At 63.9% G+C, this 17,037-nt stretch carries 11 protein-coding genes; 4 read left to right on the top strand and 7 right to left on the bottom strand.

Annotation, left to right across the window (positions count from 1 at the left end; translation table 11 throughout):
* Window positions 1-70 precede the first annotated feature (70 nt).
* The 4 genes from CA833_RS13330 to CA833_RS13315 all read left to right on the top strand — a co-directional run bounded on the left by CA833_RS13330 (window position 71) and on the right by CA833_RS13315 (window position 6,937).
* Complete coding sequence (locus CA833_RS13330; RefSeq protein WP_142634601.1) at window positions 71-727, top strand: GntR family transcriptional regulator; 657 nt, start codon at window positions 71-73, stop codon at window positions 725-727.
* A gap of 19 nt (window positions 728-746) precedes the next feature.
* Window positions 747-2,165, top strand: a complete 1,419-nt coding sequence (locus CA833_RS13325) for an amino acid permease (protein WP_207078292.1) — start codon at window positions 747-749, stop codon at window positions 2,163-2,165.
* A gap of 87 nt (window positions 2,166-2,252) precedes the next feature.
* A complete protein-coding gene (locus CA833_RS13320) occupies window positions 2,253-3,803 on the top strand; it encodes a glycoside hydrolase family 27 protein (protein ID WP_207078291.1) in 1,551 nt (516 codons plus the stop codon).
* Between the two features lie 221 nt (window positions 3,804-4,024).
* Complete coding sequence (locus tag CA833_RS13315; protein ID WP_242526097.1) at window positions 4,025-6,937, top strand: TonB-dependent receptor; 2,913 nt, start codon at window positions 4,025-4,027, stop codon at window positions 6,935-6,937.
* Between the two features lie 461 nt (window positions 6,938-7,398).
* On the opposite strand, the gene CA833_RS13310 is transcribed toward CA833_RS13315, so the two are convergent.
* From CA833_RS13310 to CA833_RS13280, 7 genes are all read right to left on the bottom strand, one after another.
* Window positions 7,399-8,397, bottom strand: a complete 999-nt coding sequence (locus tag CA833_RS13310) for a 4-hydroxyproline epimerase (protein WP_142634605.1) — start codon at window positions 8,395-8,397, stop codon at window positions 7,399-7,401.
* A gap of 10 nt (window positions 8,398-8,407) precedes the next feature.
* On the bottom strand, window positions 8,408-9,322 hold the full coding sequence (locus tag CA833_RS13305; protein WP_142634607.1) for a dihydrodipicolinate synthase family protein: 915 nt from the start codon (window positions 9,320-9,322) through the stop codon (window positions 8,408-8,410).
* 179 nt (window positions 9,323-9,501) lie between these two features.
* Window positions 9,502-10,002, bottom strand: coding sequence for a hypothetical protein (locus tag CA833_RS13300; RefSeq protein ID WP_207078290.1), 501 nt, complete (start codon window positions 10,000-10,002; stop codon window positions 9,502-9,504).
* A gap of 41 nt (window positions 10,003-10,043) precedes the next feature.
* Window positions 10,044-10,622: a hypothetical protein gene (locus CA833_RS13295; protein ID WP_207078289.1), complete on the bottom strand. Its 579-nt coding sequence runs from the start codon at window positions 10,620-10,622 to the stop codon at window positions 10,044-10,046.
* A gap of 80 nt (window positions 10,623-10,702) precedes the next feature.
* Complete coding sequence (locus CA833_RS13290) at window positions 10,703-13,417, bottom strand: TonB-dependent receptor (protein ID WP_207078288.1); 2,715 nt, start codon at window positions 13,415-13,417, stop codon at window positions 10,703-10,705.
* Between the two features lie 249 nt (window positions 13,418-13,666).
* Complete coding sequence (locus CA833_RS13285) at window positions 13,667-15,247, bottom strand: family 43 glycosylhydrolase (protein WP_207078287.1); 1,581 nt, start codon at window positions 15,245-15,247, stop codon at window positions 13,667-13,669.
* Window positions 15,237-17,036: a DUF885 family protein gene (locus tag CA833_RS13280; protein ID WP_242526096.1), complete on the bottom strand. Its 1,800-nt coding sequence runs from the start codon at window positions 17,034-17,036 to the stop codon at window positions 15,237-15,239. The genes CA833_RS13285 and CA833_RS13280 overlap by 11 nt, the downstream gene beginning before the upstream one ends.
* Between the last annotated feature and the right edge of the window lies 1 nt (window position 17,037).

Below are 17,037 nucleotides of genomic sequence, written 5' to 3'. Positions count from 1 at the left end.
CATCTACCGTATACGTTACACCCGCTGCGCCCATGATCGGCGCCGCGGTACATGATACGGAGACTTCCAGGTGACAATCGTCGTCCGCACCCTTGCTGAACGCATTTTCGACGTGATCCGCGAAAGGATCGTCGAAGGGAAGCTACCCGTGATGGAGCCCGTGCGCCAGGATGCACTGGCCGCCGAACTCGGCGTCAGCAAGATCCCCCTGCGCGAGGCACTCGCCCGGCTCGAACATGAAGGCCTGCTGACCAGCCAGGCCAATCGCGGGTGGTTCGTCCGCCCGATGTCGACCGACCAGGCCGAGGAAATCTACCAGCTTCGCCTTTCTATCGAACCGGTCGCCGCGGCCTATGCCTGCACCCTCGCCGACGCGGATGACAAGCAGGCCGCCATCAAGGCGTTCGAAATCCTCGACGTCGCGGCCAAGGACAACCTGGCCGAAGTGGCCGTGCGCAACCGCGAATTCCACGTCGCGCTGGTGCGCCCGGGCAAGCGCTTGCTGACCACCCAGCTGGTCGAGCGCCTTGAAGTCCTGGCCGAGCGTTATGTGCTCTCGCACCTCGAACCGGCCGGACGCGGCGACCGCGCCCACATGGAACACCGTGACCTGCTCGATGCCTGGCTCGCCGGAGATGCGGCCAAGGTGCAGGGCCTGCTCACCCAACACATCGCCAGCACGCTTGACGACTTGCGTGCCCATTTCACTGCCGCTCAGACCGGCTGAACCAGATCGGGGGGACCGAATGCTCGGACCGCGTAAATCCATAGAAAAACTGTCGCAACGCTATTCCGGACACTCCCTCGCCAAGACACTGAGCTGGCCGCACCTGATCGCCCTTGGCGTCGGCGCGATCGTCGGCACCGGCATCTACACACTGACGGGCGTCGGCGCCGAGCGCGCCGGCCCCGCCGTGATCCTGGCCTTTGCCGTCGCCGGTGCGGTCTGCGCCTGCGCCGCGCTCGCCTACGCCGAGATGGCCACGATGATCCCGGCCGCGGGCAGCGCCTATACGTTCTCCTACGCCGCGATGGGCGAAACCGTCGCCTGGGTGGTGGGCTGGAGCCTGATCCTCGAATATTCGCTGGCCTGCTCCACGGTGGCGGTCGGCTGGTCCGGCTATCTGGTCGGCTGGATCGAATCCGCCGGCATCCACCTGCCCCACGCCCTGCTGGTCGGCCCGCATGGCGGCGGCATCATCAACATGCCTGCGGTAATTGTCGCCCTCGCGGTGATGGGCATGCTGATCGCCGGCACGCGCGAAAGCGCGACGCTGAATATCATTCTCGTCATCATCAAGCTGGTCGCGCTGTCGATCTTCGTGTTCATGGCGGCCCCAGCCTTTAATGCCGATAACATGCACCCCTTCATGCCTTACGGCTTTGCCAGCACCGAAGTGGGCGGCATGCAGCGCGGCGTGATGGCGGCGGCGGCCATCGTGTTCTTCGCCTTCTACGGTTTCGACGCGGTCGCCACTTCCGCGGAAGAAGCCAAGAACCCCGGCCGCGACCTCACCATCGGCATCGTCGGTTCGATGGTGGTCTGCACCGCGATCTACATGGCCGTCGCCATCTCGGCGATCGGTGCCCTGCCCTTCCAGCAGCTTGCCAACTCGCCCGAACCGCTCGCCCTCGTGCTGCGCCAGCTTGGCCAGCCGGTTGCCGCGCACCTGATCGCGCTTGCCGCCGTTCTGGCGCTGCCCTCGGTCATCCTCGTGATGATGTACGGCCAGAGCCGCGTGTTCTTCGTGATGGCGCGTGACGGCCTGCTGCCGCGCAGCCTTGCCAAGATCAGCCCGCGCACCGGCGCGCCGACCCGCATCACGCTGATCACCGGCGTCTCGATCGCCCTCGTCGCCGGCATCTTCCGCCTCGATGAGATTGCCGAACTGGCCAATGCCGGTACGCTGATCGCCTTTATCTCGGTCGGCGCCTGCCTGATGATCCTGCGCCGCCGCTCGCCGCAGCTGCCGCGCCTGTTCAAGTGCCCGCAGCCCTATCTGGTCGGCACCCTGACGATCCTGGGCTGCGCCTACCTGCTGTTCAGCCTGCCCTCGACGACGCTGGTCCGCTTCGGCGCCTGGAACGTCATCGGCCTCCTCGCCTACTGCCTCTATGGCCGCAGCCGCAGCGAAGCCGCCCTCGAAGCCAAGGCTGCTTCGTAAACCTGTCCGGGGGATGCCCTCCCGGGCATTCCCCGCCCCCCCTTCCCGCCCCCTTATCCGAATGCGACACGGTCCAAGGAGATCGCGATGAAACACGCCCTTATCAAAGCCGCCGCCCTTGGCCCCATGCTGGCAGGCGCGCTGCTTGCCAGCACCTCTCCGGTTCTCGCCAAGACCGCCTACGACGGCGTCTGGCTGTTCGACGACACCCCGCCCACCCCCGGCGTGACGATGATGGAAATCACCTCCAAGGGCGGCAAGATCGCCGGCTCGGTCACCACCAAGTGGTACGGCCCGGTCGAGATGATGAACCCGCACATCGAAGGCGGCGTGCTGAAGTTCGAGGCCCGCAACCTCAACGACCGCGACCACCCGACGCGCCCGTGGAGCGTCGCCATCGAGGACGGCCGCGCCCACCTCAAGGGCCGGATCTGGGAATCGGAAGTGGACAGCACCGGCCGCCCCGGCACCGCGAAGGACGCCAAGGCCCGCGCCTTCCAGTTCACCGCGCTCCCGGCGATGGGCACGCCGATCCCCAGCAAGCTGGCCGCCACTCCGCCGATGGGCTGGAGCAGCTGGAACAAGTTCGCCGAACACATCGATGACAAGACCGTGCGCGCGATGGCCGATGCCATGGTCTCCTCCGGCCTGCGCGACGCCGGCTATATCTACATCAACATCGACGACGGCTGGCAGGGCGAGCGCGATGCCAAGGGCGTGCTCCAGCCCAATGCCAAGTTCCCCGACATGAAGGCGCTGACCGCCTACGTCCATTCGAAGGGCCTGAAGATCGGCATCTACTCCTCGCAGGGGCCGAAGACCTGCGCGGGCTACATCGGCAGCTACGGCCATGTGAAGCAGGACGCCGATACCTATGCCGACTGGGGCTTCGACTACCTCAAGTACGACCTGTGCTCCGGTGAATGGTTCTACGCCGATGCCGACACCGTGAAGCGCAGCTACTATGAAATGGGCAAGGCGCTGCAGGAAGCCGGCAAGCGGACCGGGCGCGACATCCTGTTCTCGCTGTGCGAATATGGCCGTTTCGACGTCGGCAGCTGGGGCCGCGACGTCGGCGGCCAGCTCTGGCGCACGACCGGCGACATCACCGACGATTACCCGACGATGGCCAAGATCGGCTTCGACAAGAACGGCAACCCCGCCTGGGCCGGACCGCACGGCTGGAACGACCCCGACATGCTGGAAATCGGCAATGGCGGCATGAGCGGGGATGAATACCGCACCCACATGTCGCTCTGGGCGATGTCCGCAGCGCCGCTGATGATGGGCCATGACCTGCGCGAGATGAGCGCGGAGACGCTGGCCATGCTTACCAATCGCCGGGTCATCGCCGTCGATCAGGATGCGCTTGGCGTGCAGGGCAAGGCCGTGCGCAAGGCCGGCACGATGGAAGTCTGGAGCAAGCCGCTTGCCGACGGCCGCGTTGCGCTCGCGCTGTTCAATCGCGGCGATGCGCCCGCACCGCTTGCGCTCACTCCGGCCGACGCAGGGCTTGCCGCAATCGACAGTGTCGAGGACGTGTGGAGCGGCGCCCGGTCGGCCGCCCTGCCCGCCGGCTATCAGGTCCCGGCGCGGGGCGTGGTGATGGTTGTCGTCCACGGCGCAAAGGCCAGCTGACCCGGCCTAAAACTCAGATGATTCGGGAGGGCGCTGCCATCGTGCAGCGCCCTTTTTCGTGCACCTCCCCTCCTGAAAACCGCAGATTTCCGGGCAAGTCACGGCGATTGCGGCATTTTTGCTACAGATAACATATTTCGTATACTATATTTGACTTGTCGCGAAATGTGTCGCAACCTCGGTGCAACAACCAAGGGGAGTTCACACCCATGAAGGGTCGAATGAGGACACTTTATTGCGCGGCCGCGATGACCGCGATCGCCGTCGGCACCGCCGCTTCGCAGGCTGCCTACGCCCAGGACGACGCGGCTCCGGCCGCCGACATCGTCATCACCGGCACGCGCATCAAGCGCCCCGATCTTGCCAGCAACAGCCCGCAGACGATCGTTTCGTCCGAGGAATTCAAGTATCAGGGCGCGACCACGGTCGAGCAGGTGCTGAACCGCCTACCGCAGTTCACCGCAGACGCCAACGAGAACGTCTCGAACGGCTCGGACGGCACCTCCAAGATCAACTTGCGCAACCTCGGCTCGAACCGCGTGCTCGTCCTGCTTGACGGCCAGCGCCTGATGCCTTCGCAGGCGGTCAACCTCAACTTCGTGCCCAGCAGCCTGGTCGAGCGCGTCGACGTCGTGTCGGGCGGCGCCTCGGCCGTCTACGGTTCGGACGCGCTTTCGGGCGTGGTCAACTTCGTGCTCAAGAAGGACCTCGACGGTGTTCGCATCGACGCACAGGCCGGTTTCGCGCAGCACACCAACGACAACAGCTCCATCCGCAGCCTGCTGACCGCAAAGGACTATACCCCGGCACCGAAGTCGGTGGTCGACGGCGGCAAGCAGGACATCACCATCGCGGCGGGCAAGAACTTCGCCGACGGCCGTGGCAACATCACCGTGTTCGGCGGCTATCGCCACTTCAGCCCGGTTCGCCAGTCGGATCGCGACGTGTCGTCCTGCGCGCTCAACCAGCTCGACGATGCCGGTACCGGCCTCTACTGCGGCGGTTCGAGCAACTCGCCGTTCGGTTCGTTCGTGCCGCTTTCGGACAAGAGCGCCTACCAGGGCCAGACGCTGGTCAACAACCGCAGCGGTGACGGCACGCTCGTCCCCTACGACAATTCCTATGCCTACAACTACGCGCCGGACAACTACTTCCAGCGTTCGGACGAGCGCATCACCGCCGGTGGTTTCGCACACTTCGACTTCAGCAAGGCTGCCCAGCTTTACGGCAGCTTCATGTACATGCACGACCAGACCTTCTCGCAGGTCGCACCCTCGGCCATCTGGCTGGGCACGGCCTTCGCGATCCCGTGCAACCATCCCTACGCCAGTGCCGCGCAGCTCAACGCGATCTGCGGCAGCGCGGCGGGCACCGACACCACCGAAGACTCGCTGGTCGCCTACCGCATGAACGTGGCGCCGCGCCGCGACAACCTGCGCTACAACGACTACCGCTATTCGGCCGGCCTCAAGGGCGACCTGGGCAGCGGTTTCTCCTACGACGTCAATTACATGTACTCGCTGGTCAAGTACAACGAGACCTACATGAACGACGTCGACCAGGTGAAGGCGGCCCGCGCGCTTGACGTGGTGAGCGTCAATGGCGTGGCGACCTGCCGTTCGGTGGTCAACGGCACCGATCCGAACTGCATCCCGGTCAACGTGTTCACGCCCGGCGGCGTGACCGCCGAACAGGCCGCCTACCTCTTCACCGAGAGCAACACCGCCTCGCGCAACTCGCTGTCGGTGTTCTCGGGCTCGCTGAGCGGCGACCTGGGCGAGATGGGCGTGACCCTGCCCTGGGCCAGCCACGGCGTCGGCATCGCGCTGGGTGCGGAACGTCGCCGCGAGACGCTCAAGTTCACGGCAGACGAAGTCGCCCAGCAGAACGGCACCGTCGATACCGACGGCGTCATCAGCGTGACCGAGGCCTACGGCGAAATCGAAGTGCCGCTGATCGAAGACCAGCCGTTCATCCGCTCGCTCAGTATCAACGGCGGCCTGCGCTACTCGTCCTACGACAACAAGCAGCACTCGACCGGCCTCGGTTCCAGCTACAACGTGTGGACCTACAAGGCCGAACTGAGCTGGCAGCCGGTTGACGACCTGCGCATCCGCGCCAGCTACAACCACGCCATCCGCGCGCCCAACGTCGGCGAGCTGTTCGGCGCCCAGTCGGTCGGCAACGTGTCGGCCATCGATCCCTGCGCCGGTGCCACGCCGACCGCCTCGCTGGCAGTCTGCGAACTGACCGGCGTGACGGCCGCGCAGTACGGCAAGATCGTCGAATGCCCGAGCGACACCTGCTCCGCGCTCGGCGGTGGCAATACCGCGCTCAAGCCGGAAACCGCAGACACCTACACTGTCGGCTTCGTGCTGACGCCGAAGGCCCTGCGCCGCTTCTCGCTCTCGGTCGACTACTTCAACATCAAGGTGAAGGACTACATCGGCTCGATTGCCCCCTCGCTGATCATCAGCCAGTGTGCATCGACGGGTGATCCCTACTTCTGCGGCCTGTTCAAGCGCGATCCGCGCTCGGGCGCCCTGTTCGGCCAGAACGCGGGCTATATCGTCTCGACCACGCTCAACACCGGCTACCTCAAGACCTCCGGCATCGACGTCACGGCGGACTACACCCTGCCGCTCGGCGGCGCCGGCCAGCTCAACTTCAACGTCGTCGGCACCTGGCTTGCCGAACAGAAGGCAGAGCCGGTTCCGGGCATGGGCTCGTACGACTGCAAGGGCTACTTCGGCTACACCTGCGGCCAGCCCAACCCCGAATGGCGCCACGTCGCGCGTCTGACCTGGATGGGCGAAAGCGACACCACCGTCTCGCTGTCCTGGCGCCACATCGGCGGCACCAAGCTGTCGAGCCTTTCGGACAACCCGTTCCTCACCGGCACGCCGAGCATCATCAATCGCAAGATCGATGCCTACAACTACTTCGATCTCTCGCTCTCGCAGGCGATCGACAAGCAGTTCACCCTGCGCGCGGGCGTGAACAACATGTTCGACAAGGATCCGCCGGCCCTCGCCGCAGGCGTGCTCTCCTCGTTCGGCAACGGCAACACCTACCCGGGCGTCTACGACGCGCTCGGCCGCACGATCTTCATCGGCTTCACCGCCAACTTCTGATCCTGCCTTTCGGCGACGGCTCCCGCCCCATCCTCGGGACCGTCGCCGCGATACGGAACCCGCCCGGCCTTTCGAGGTTCGGGCGGGTTTTCTTTTGCCGCTTTGACGCGCCATGCATAGCCGTGACGCCCGCACGGCGCGGCCGCGACGCCCGCACGGCGCAGCCGGGACGCCACATCGCCATCGCCTGAACCTGGTCCCCTGCCCCCAAATCACGATAGGCCTCTCGGACCCTTGTCACGCGCCCGCGTGGAATTCCCGAAGGACGCGCCGTGGTGCCGTGACCACACCGCGGCCGGACGACCGGTCCATTGCCCCGCCGCGGACGCAGTGCCATCGAAGGATGGCGATGCCCCTCTCCTGCACAGACAAAAAAAGGCCCCCGCCGGAGGGTTCCGGCGGGGGCATGAATTCGTCGGCGGAGAGGGAATGCAGACCCGCCGAACGGGTGGGTATCGTAATCAGGTTACCTGGAAACCAGCCCAGAACGGATCCTCGCGGTCGATCCAGATGGTGTTGAAGCCGGTGGCGATGGCCGAACCCTCGATCGAGGGAATGATCGCCGGCTTGTCGCCCAGCATGACTTCCTGTTCGACGCGGCCGATGAAGCGGCTGCAGATGTAGCTCTCGTGCACGAAGCGCTCACCCACCTTCAGGCGGCCGGTGGCATGCAGGTGCGCGATGCGTGCCGAGGTGCCGGTGCCGCAGGGGCTGCGGTCGATTGCCTTGTCGCCGTAGAACACGGCGTTGCGGCCATCGGCGCCCTCATGCTTGGGTTTGTCGGCCCAGAGGATGTGGCTAACGCCGCGGATCGTCGAATCCAGCGGATGGACCGGCTCGTACTTCGCGCGCACGGCTTCGCGGATGCGGCCCGAAAGCTCGACGATGCGCGAGGCGCCAAGATCGTCTAGCCCGGTGTAGCTGCCCTGCGGCTCGACGATGGCGTAGTAGTTGCCGCCGTAGGACACGTCGATCGAGAGCGGTCCGATGCCTTCCACGTCCACCTCGATGCCGCGCTCGGCGACATAGGCGGGGACATTGGTGATGCGCACCGAAGTGACCTTGGGACCATTGGTCTCGTAGGCGATCTCGATCACGCCCGCGGGAACCTCGACGCGCAGCTTGCCCGGCGTCGCGGGCTGGATCAGCCCGTGCTCGAGCCCGAAAGTGACCATGCCGATGGTGCCGTGTCCGCACATCGGCAGGCAGCCGCTGGTCTCGATGAACAGGATGCCGATGTCGTTGGCCGGATCGCAGGGCGGATAGAGAAACCCGCCAGACATCATGTCATGCCCGCGCGGCTCGAAGCAGAGCCCCGTGCGGATCCAGTCGAACCGCGACAGGAAGTCCTGCCGGCGTTCGGACATCGAGGCCCCCTTCAACAGCGGAGCCCCGCCCGCCACGAGGCGAACGGGGTTACCGGCTGTGTGGCCGTCGATGCAGAAGAAAGTGTGCCGCATCGACGCTCCCTTATGCTGCTGCCGCGACCGTGAGGTCGGGACGGGTTGCGGCGGCACGTTCGACCATCGCGATCACTTCCGCGCGGCGTTCGCCTTCGAGGACGTAGCGCGGCGGCAGGACGCGTTCCGAACCGCGGCCCATGACCTGCTCGGCCAGCTTGATCGACTGCACGAGGTCATGCTCGGCATCGAGGTGGAGCAGCGGCATGAACCAGCGGTAGATTTCCATGGCCTTGGCATGGTCGCCGCGCTCGAACGCCTTGACCAGCTCGACCGACTCCTTGGGGAAGGCGTTGGTGAGGCCCGAAACCCAGCCCTGCGCGCCGAGGTAGAGACCTTCCAGGGCCACGTCGTCGAGACCCGCGAACAGCGTGTAGCGATCGCCGAAGGTGTTGCGGAAGTCGGTGAAGCGGCGGGTGTCGGGTGCCGATTCCTTGACGGCGACGATGTTCTTCACATCGACCAGCGCGCTCAGCACGTCCTTGTCGATCACCGTGCGGTAGGCCGGCGGGTTGTTGTAGAGCATGATCGGCAGACCGGTCTGGTCGGCAACGCCCTTGAAGTGCGCGACGAGTTCATGCGCCTTGGGCACATAGACCATCGGCGGCAGCAGCATGAGGCCGTCGGCACCGATCTTCTCGGCAGCCTGGGCATAACGAACCGCGCGGCGGGTATCGAATTCCGAAACGCCGGTGACCACGGGAACGCGGCCATTCACGGCCTCGACGATCGCGGTGAGGACCTGGACCTTCTCGTCGAATTCGAGCGAGTTGTTTTCACCAACGGTGCCCAGCGCGATCACGCCGGTCACGCCGTCGTTGATCAGGTCGTCGACGACACGCTGGGTATCAGCGAGATCAAGCGAGAGATCTTCACGCACCTGGGTCGTGACAGCCGGGAACACGCCCTTCCAACCAATAGCCATATCTAGAATCGTTCCTGCGAGTTTTCTGGTTAATCTAAATATCGTATACGATATTACAAATCGCCCAGCAATTGCGTTATTTGCACTACCAGGTGTCGCAAACGCCATTCAGCGATGAGCGAAACACGGGCAGCAGCACGAGAGCACCGGCCCGCACCAGCAAACCGGCTCCATCAATTTCAAGAATCCGGCACGACCACCGTGACCGTCATGGCGCCGCCATTGCCGGAAAATTCGACGTCGTTGAACCCCAGCGAAAGCGATGTCGCGCCATCGGGAATTGCAAGCCTCACCCCCTGCCCCACCGCAAACGGACGGCCCACCAATTTGCCATCGCCATCGACAAAAACAGCCATAAGTGCATGGCGATTGGTGGGATAGAGGACTTTGGGAGCATAGAGGCTGGGGTAATATTTTTTCCCCGCTCCCGGCATATCGTCAACAGCCTCGCTGGCAACCCCTTCCACGCCGACGTCGGCGCCGCCGACTTGCGTGGATGCCCCTTGCGCCGCGAATATCTCCACCGTCTCGCCGGACACATCCGCCAGGCCGCCGATAACGACCGGCGCGATCTCGCCCCCTTTGCCGTATCGCATCTTTGGATTGGCCTTGTTGAGCCAGGGCCCGGCGCGCGCATCCACCTGCACCACCACATCGCGGGCACTTGCCGGCATGGCCACAGCCGCCGTCGCCGCAAGGGCGACACCGATTCCGAGCAATCTCATTTCCCGCCCTCCGGTTCCAATGTCACGTTTGCTTCGGGAATGTGCACCTGAACGACGATCTGCCCGGCATTGTCCGAATAGATGTCGTCGTTGAGCCCCATCGAGATCGCCTGCGCGCCTTCCGGCACCTGCCGCGAAGTGCCCGAACCGATCACGAACGGTTTTCCCACCACCCGTCCATCCGCATCGATAAACGCGCCCATCAGCGCATTGAGATGCACCGGATAGCCGGACGCCTCGATGTAGCGGCTCGGAAAGGCCGTCCCCGAATTGCCGGTTGCCGCATCGGTTACGAACTCCTGCTGCCCGTCGGGCCCGAATGCGAGCCCGTCCTTTACCGTCGTCGTCTGCCCCGATGCGGCGAAATCGACACGGCTCCCCGGTTGCAGCAATGCACCGACCACCAAGGCCGGACGCGTGCCGTCATGCCGCCCGAAATCCATCTTGCGATTGATCCCCGGATTCCAGGGCATGGCGGTGGCGGCAACACGCGTCTCGACGTCGCGCGCCGTCGCAGCCGGGGACACCAGCATCCCGGCCATCAGGGCCGCGAACGCAAAAAGCCTCGAACGCATTTGACCTCCTGCCTTGCGAAAAGGGCTGCACCATCGCTGGCGCAGCCCTGTCCTGTTTCGCGCGTTCTTCCGCTACCCGATCAGAAGCGGAAACGAACGCTGCCCTGCACCGTCCGCGCCAGCGTGCGGACGCCGAGCGGCAGGAGTTCCTGGCTGCCATGGTAACGATAGACGTCGTTGCCGAGGATGTTGGAAGCCTCGAGCGAGAGCGTCATGAACGCGACTGGGGTATAGTTGATCGCCGCATCCAGCTTCGACGTGCTGCCCTGATAGGGCGAGTATTCCGGATTGGTCGTCCAGATGCCCATGCGGTACGACGAGCGATAGTTGTAGGCGACACGGGCGCTGAACTGCGGCGTATCGTAGAACAGCGTCGCGTTCGCGGTCCACTTGGAGGTATTCGGCGAATCGAACGCGCCCGGGAAATCTTCAGGATAGGGATATTCGATCCGCGCCTTGAAGATGTGGCTGGCGTTCAGGCTGGCGCCGAAGTTCTTGAGAATGCCCGGCAGGAAGTCGAAGAACGACTGAACCGTGCCTTCCATGCCGATGAACGTGCCGTCGCCCGCATTGCGCAACTGCTCGACGTACCCGACACCCGAAGCATACTGCGACAGATCGATACCGTAGCCTGCCAGTTCGCTGGCGGAGGCTTCTTCACGGCTGTAGTACAGGAAGCCGGATGCCTTCTTGTAATACCCGGCAACCGAGATCTGACCACCGCGACCGAAGTAGTATTCCGCGCTCGCGTCGAACGAATGCTCTCGCTGCGCCTTCAGGTTCGGGTTACCCGCATAGACGACTGGCGATGTTCCGCGGGTTTCCGCATAGTAGAACGGACGCATGTCATAGAAGCCAGGACGCGAGACATTGGTCGTGTATGACAAGCGCAATTGGGTCTTGGGGTTGAAGTGGATGATCGATGAAAAACTCGGCAGCAGATCGAAGTAGTTTCCGAAGCCTGGCGAGAGCTGAACGATATCCTGGTAGCCATTGGTTGCGTCGCCGGGACGGTAATTATAGCTGACCGACTTGCCCCAGGTATTCGTGTATCGCACGCCGGCAATACCATCGACCTTGATCGAGCCGATGTCGAATGCATAGTTCCCCTGAATATATGCCGCGAAGTTGTGCTCGGTCGAATTGAAGGTCTGACCGTTATCGCTCGGCGGGTAGACGCTGGAGAAACGGGTCGCGTTGGCCGGATCGTACTGCTGGATGTACTCGCGGATAGCATCGATGTTGGACATCACGACCGAACCCGGGATGCGATACCATTCGGTCGAAGAACCGCCGATGTCGGGCCCGACCAGCGAAGCCGAATCGAAGCCCGGGAACGTGCTGAGCGGCGCATAGGTACCGTTCACGCGCGGAAAGCCGTCACGATAGCCGTAATAACGGCTCGTCACGCGGCGGTTGAAGCGGCCACCCACCTGGAGGCTGCGCAGCAGGCCATCGGGCATGATGTCCAGCGTCAGGTCAGCCTGGGCGGAGAATTCCTTGTTCTTCGAACCACCATGGTTGTCCTGGAAGCGGTCGACGACATACTTCGAAATATCGGAAAGATCGACGCCGTTGAACGAGATCGAGGGAGCGCCCTTGCTGTAGACGTTCGACGCGAAATCAATGTTAGCCGATGTCAGCGTGCCGGGACGAATGATGGTTTCGACGAAGTAATTACCCTCATTAGACCAGTTATACTGAGCACTGGCATTGAGGTGCATGATACCGGAATTGAAATGCGTCTCGAAGTTTGTCGTATACAGGTTCGAGTGGAAGTTATTGTACTGGGTATCGATACCCGCAGGAATGCCGGTTGCATTGGTGTAGGTAGCTGACTTCACCGTACGGCCATCCGGCATCAGGACGATGTTGCTCAGCGACCCCACGAAAGGCATGTCCTGCACATAGAGGCGCTCGACCGAACGCTTCTCGCGCGATCCGAGGTAGCCACCCTCAAGAACGAAATCGAGCTTGTCGCTGGCCCGCCACTGCAGCACCGCGTTGATCGAAGGCCGCTTCACGTTGCCCTGCTCGATGCCGTAGTAGGCGCGATAGGGAATGACGACCTGCGAACCATCGGCGAGATCGACCTCGAAGGGCGACTCGCTCTCGATATAGTTCTCGCGGTAGTTCGTCTTGGTGTACGAGGCGTTCACCAGGAAACCGATCTCGCCGATGCCGGTGTCGAAACGGTCCGCCAGCAGAAGGCTGCCGTAAGGGCTGACCTTTTCCGAAATGTCGTCGTAGGAGCCGCGAACGCTGCCTGCGACCGTCAGCCCCTTCTTGAGATCAAACGGGCGGCGCAGTTCGACGTTGACGGTACCGGCAATGCCACCCTCGACCTGATCGGCGGTACGCGTCTTGTAGACGTCGACCTGCTTGAGCAGTTCAGCCGGAATGTCCGCGAGGTTCAAGGAGCGACCGTCGCCCAGGTTGGTGTTGTTGCCGTTCACCGTGGTCTGGACTTCGGCGAGACCGCGGATCGTCAGACTTTGGCCCTGTCCGCGCGCACGATCGATCTGCACGCCGGTGACGCGCGCCAGCGCGTCGACAACGTTGTTGTCCGGAAGCTTGCCCGCGTCTTCGGCAACGACCGAGTCCACGATCTGCTTGGACTTTTTCTTGGTATCCGTCGCGGCCACGACAGCGCCGCGAACACCGGTGACGACGATGTCGGTCTTGGGTTCAGCCTGGTCCGACAATTCGGATTCCGTCTTGGTCTTGTCCTGCGCCATTGCCGGTGCGGCCACGCCGATCGTGATCACCGACGTAAGTGCGGTCGATAGCTTCAAAATACCTGAGAAATGCATGCAAAACCCCCTGTTCTGATCCCCGACGCCGGTCTCTCCGGATGTCATATTTATATCGTATACGTCCTACGATTTCAAAAACGTGTCAAGGCGTTTGTGACAGGGTTTGTGATTTTTTGTCTGAGTAATCCGAATTGATGAAACTTATGGAATGCAAACGTGAAAAAGGGCGCAAGCCCATGACTTGCGCCCCATTCGAGACATATTCGTGAAATCCGCAGATGCCGCCGATCAGCGGCAGGTCGGCTCGCCATCCTCCCGGCGCGGGACAACCGGCTGCGACGTGGGCGCCAGCACCTCCCATTCCTGCACGGCCAGCGCCGCATGGGTCTTGCCGTCGCCGGAAGCCTCCATGACCGCGCGCAAGCAGCGCGTCGTCACTTTCGGGAATGCGACCTCCTGGAAGGCGTCCGTCGCCGTGCCATAGGCGCTGGCGCCCGGAACCGGCTTCCAGCCCTTCTTGCCGCTCCAGTATTCAAGATGCCATTTCGCGGGCGGCGCCACCCCGACGCCGGAACCGGCAGGCTGGTCGTTCCAGAAGCGGATACGCGAGCCGTCGATCGTGACCGGCTGGTCCCAGCGATACTCGATCCACTGGCTGGGCGGATTGTCCGGCGACCAGCTACCCCACATGTCGGGCGGCAGCGGAGCTTCCTTTACCACGCCGTCGTTGAGCGACTTGATCCAGAACTGTACCGGCACCGGATCGTTGGACGCGGTCGCCCATGCCGAGCGCGCGATGTTGCGACTGGGCGCCAGCGGCGGCTGCGGACGCAGGGTCGGCACCACCGGCAGGATGCGCGCGGGCGAGACGCTGTCGTCCCATTCCATCTTGTCGAGCGCGACGCTGCGGCGGAAATGGCCGCCGCCTTTCGCATCGGCCGTGTGATAGGCGAGATACCACTGCCCCTTGAACTCCACCGCCCCGGAGTGCGAGGTCGTCGAGGACACCGGCTTCAGCACCACGCCGCGATAGGTCCACGGCCCCATCGGCGAGGGCGCGGTGCCATAGGCGATGCAGGCGTGGTAGACGGCGGGTGTGCAGTCCGAAGTCGGGCCCGCCCTGTTGCCGGCGTAGAGCATGTAATAGGTGCCCTTGCGCTTCATGATCCACGGCGCTTCGAAGAAGCCGGTGAGCCCCTTCATCTCCAGCTCCGGTCCCTTGGGCGTGATCATGTCGCGCGCGAGTTCCATCCCGCGCATCTGGCCGAACGTGCCCCAGTAGATATAGACCCGGCCATCGTCGTCGATCATCGTGGTCGGATCGATATTCTGGATGTCGTTGGCGACCGGCACTTTCTGCGAGATGATCGGGCCCGAAGGATGCGCATCGCGCCAAGGGCCGAGCGGGCTGTCCGCCACCGCCACGCCAATGGCGAAGCGGTCCTTCGCGTCGCTGTTCTTCTCCAGCACCGGGGCATAGAGGTAGTAGCGCTTATCGGGCCCCTGAATGATCTGCCCGGCATAGGCGCGGGCAGGCTCGGCCCATGCGAAGACGTTTTCGGGCTTCAGGATCGCGGGATAATGCGTCCACTTGCCCGAGGCGGGATCGGCCGTCTTGAGCAATTGCCACTCGGGCATGATGAAGTCGTTGACGTCCGGAGCCGCCTCGTCGCGACCGGCCAGGATCCAGAGCTGGCCGTCCGCCACGAACGGCGCGGGATCGGTGGAGTAGTAATCCCCGTCGGCGAGGATGGGGTTGCCCGGAACCGTCAGTTCACGCGCCGTGGGCGCCTGCTGCGCAGAGACGGATACCGGGGCGCCGGACGCGAACGCGCCGGCCGCCAGAGCCAGCTTGAGACTATTCCTCATCGGGATAAGGCCCCTTCCCGCCGTCCTTGATCAGCTGATCGACGCGGCTGTCGATCACCGGCAGCGGCACCGCGCCCAGCGCCAGCACGGCATCGTGGAAGGCGCGGATGTTGAACTTGGGACCCAGCGCGGTTTCCGCCTTCTTGCGCGCATCCACGAAGGCCAGCTGGCCCATGTAGTAGGACAGCGCCTGTCCCGGCCAGGAAATGTAGCGGTCCACCTCGGTCTCGATCTCGTGATCGGACAGTGCGGTATTGTCGCGCAAGTACTGCTGCGCCTGCTCGCGGGTCCAGCCCTTGGCGTGGATGCCGGTATCGACGACGAGGCGCGAGGCGCGCCAGGCCTGATAGCTGAGCATGCCGAAGCGGTCGTAGGGCGTCTCGTACATGCCCATGTCCTCGCCCAGCGCCTCGCAATAGAGCGCCCAGCCCTCGCCATAGGCGGAGAGATAGGTATCGCGGCGGAAGGCCGGCAGGTCCTTGTTCTCGGCGGCGAGCGGCATCTGCATCGCGTGGCCCGGCGCACTCTCGTGCAGGGTCAGCGCGATCTGCGAGTAGAACGGACGGCTCGGCAGGTCGTAGGTGTTGACGAGGTAGATGCCCGGACCACCGCGCCCGCCGGTGTAGAACGGCGCCACGTCATCCGGCACCGGCTTGATGGCGAAGCGGCTGCGCGGCAGGTGGCCGAAGAACTGCGAGGCCTTGCCGTCGAAAGTCTTGGCGATCCACGCGGCGCGATAGAGCAGCTCGTTCGGCGTCTTGGGATAGAACTGCGGATCGGTGCGCAGGAAGTGCAGGAACGCCTTGAGATCGCCCTTGAAACCGACCTGCTGCATCACCTCGTTCATTTGCGAGCGGATGCGCGCCATTTCGCTGAGGCCGATCTGGTGGATCTCCTCCGGCGACTTGTCGAGCGTGACGAACTCGGAAATCTTCGACTGATAGTAGGCCTTGCCGTCCGGCAGCGCATAGGCGGCGAGCGTCTTGCGGGCCTGTTTCTCGTACTCGCCGCGCATGAAGGCGAGCAGCTTGGCGTGTGCTGGCACGACGCTGCCGGTGATCGCGGCGCGAGCTTCGGCGCGCAGCTTTTCCTGCTCGGCGGCCGGGATCGTCGAGGGCAGCTTCCTGAACGGTTCGTAGAACGGCGAATCCTCGGGCGTCTTGGCGTCGACCACGAGTTCGATGCCCTTGTCACGCCCGATCAGCGTGACTTGCGGGGCGGAGAAGCCGCGCTTCAGGCCCGCGCGCATGTTGTCGATCTGCTGGTCGTAATAGCGCGGGATCTTGCGCAGCATTTCGACGAAGTCTTCGGCGCTCTGCTGGTCGCGCAGCGGCGAGCGGGCCCAGTCGGCCAGTTCGCCCCAGAAGCTGGTGTCGGCGTTGAAGGGCTTTTCGTAATCGCGGTAACGCTGGGATGCGACAAAGGCGTCGATCTGGCCCTTGTAGACCGCGAAGTTGATGCGGTTTTCGGGCGACAGCCTGGCGACGTCGATCGCGGCGAGCTGCTTTTCGACCTTTTGCCAGGCCGCAAGACGCGCGGTCTGCGCCTTTACGCCGACGTCGGGAAGCGCGAGGCGCTCGCTCTTGGGACCATCCTCGCTGGGGCCGCTCTGCTGGAGACGCCAGGCGTATTCGGCGGTGTAGATCGCTTCGAAAGCTTCGTCCGGGGTCTGGGCTCCAGAGGTTTTCGGCGCGGTCTGGGCAGCCGGAGCCGCCACGGCAGAGACGGCAATCGTCGCGGCAACCGCCGCACCTGCCAGCAGCAGCGCGCGGCCAAGCGTAGTCTTCACG

It is taken from the genome of Novosphingobium sp. KA1, from assembly GCF_017309955.1.
Classification (GTDB): Bacteria; Pseudomonadota; Alphaproteobacteria; order Sphingomonadales; family Sphingomonadaceae; genus Novosphingobium.
This window is presented reverse-complemented; position numbering and strand designations above follow the sequence as displayed.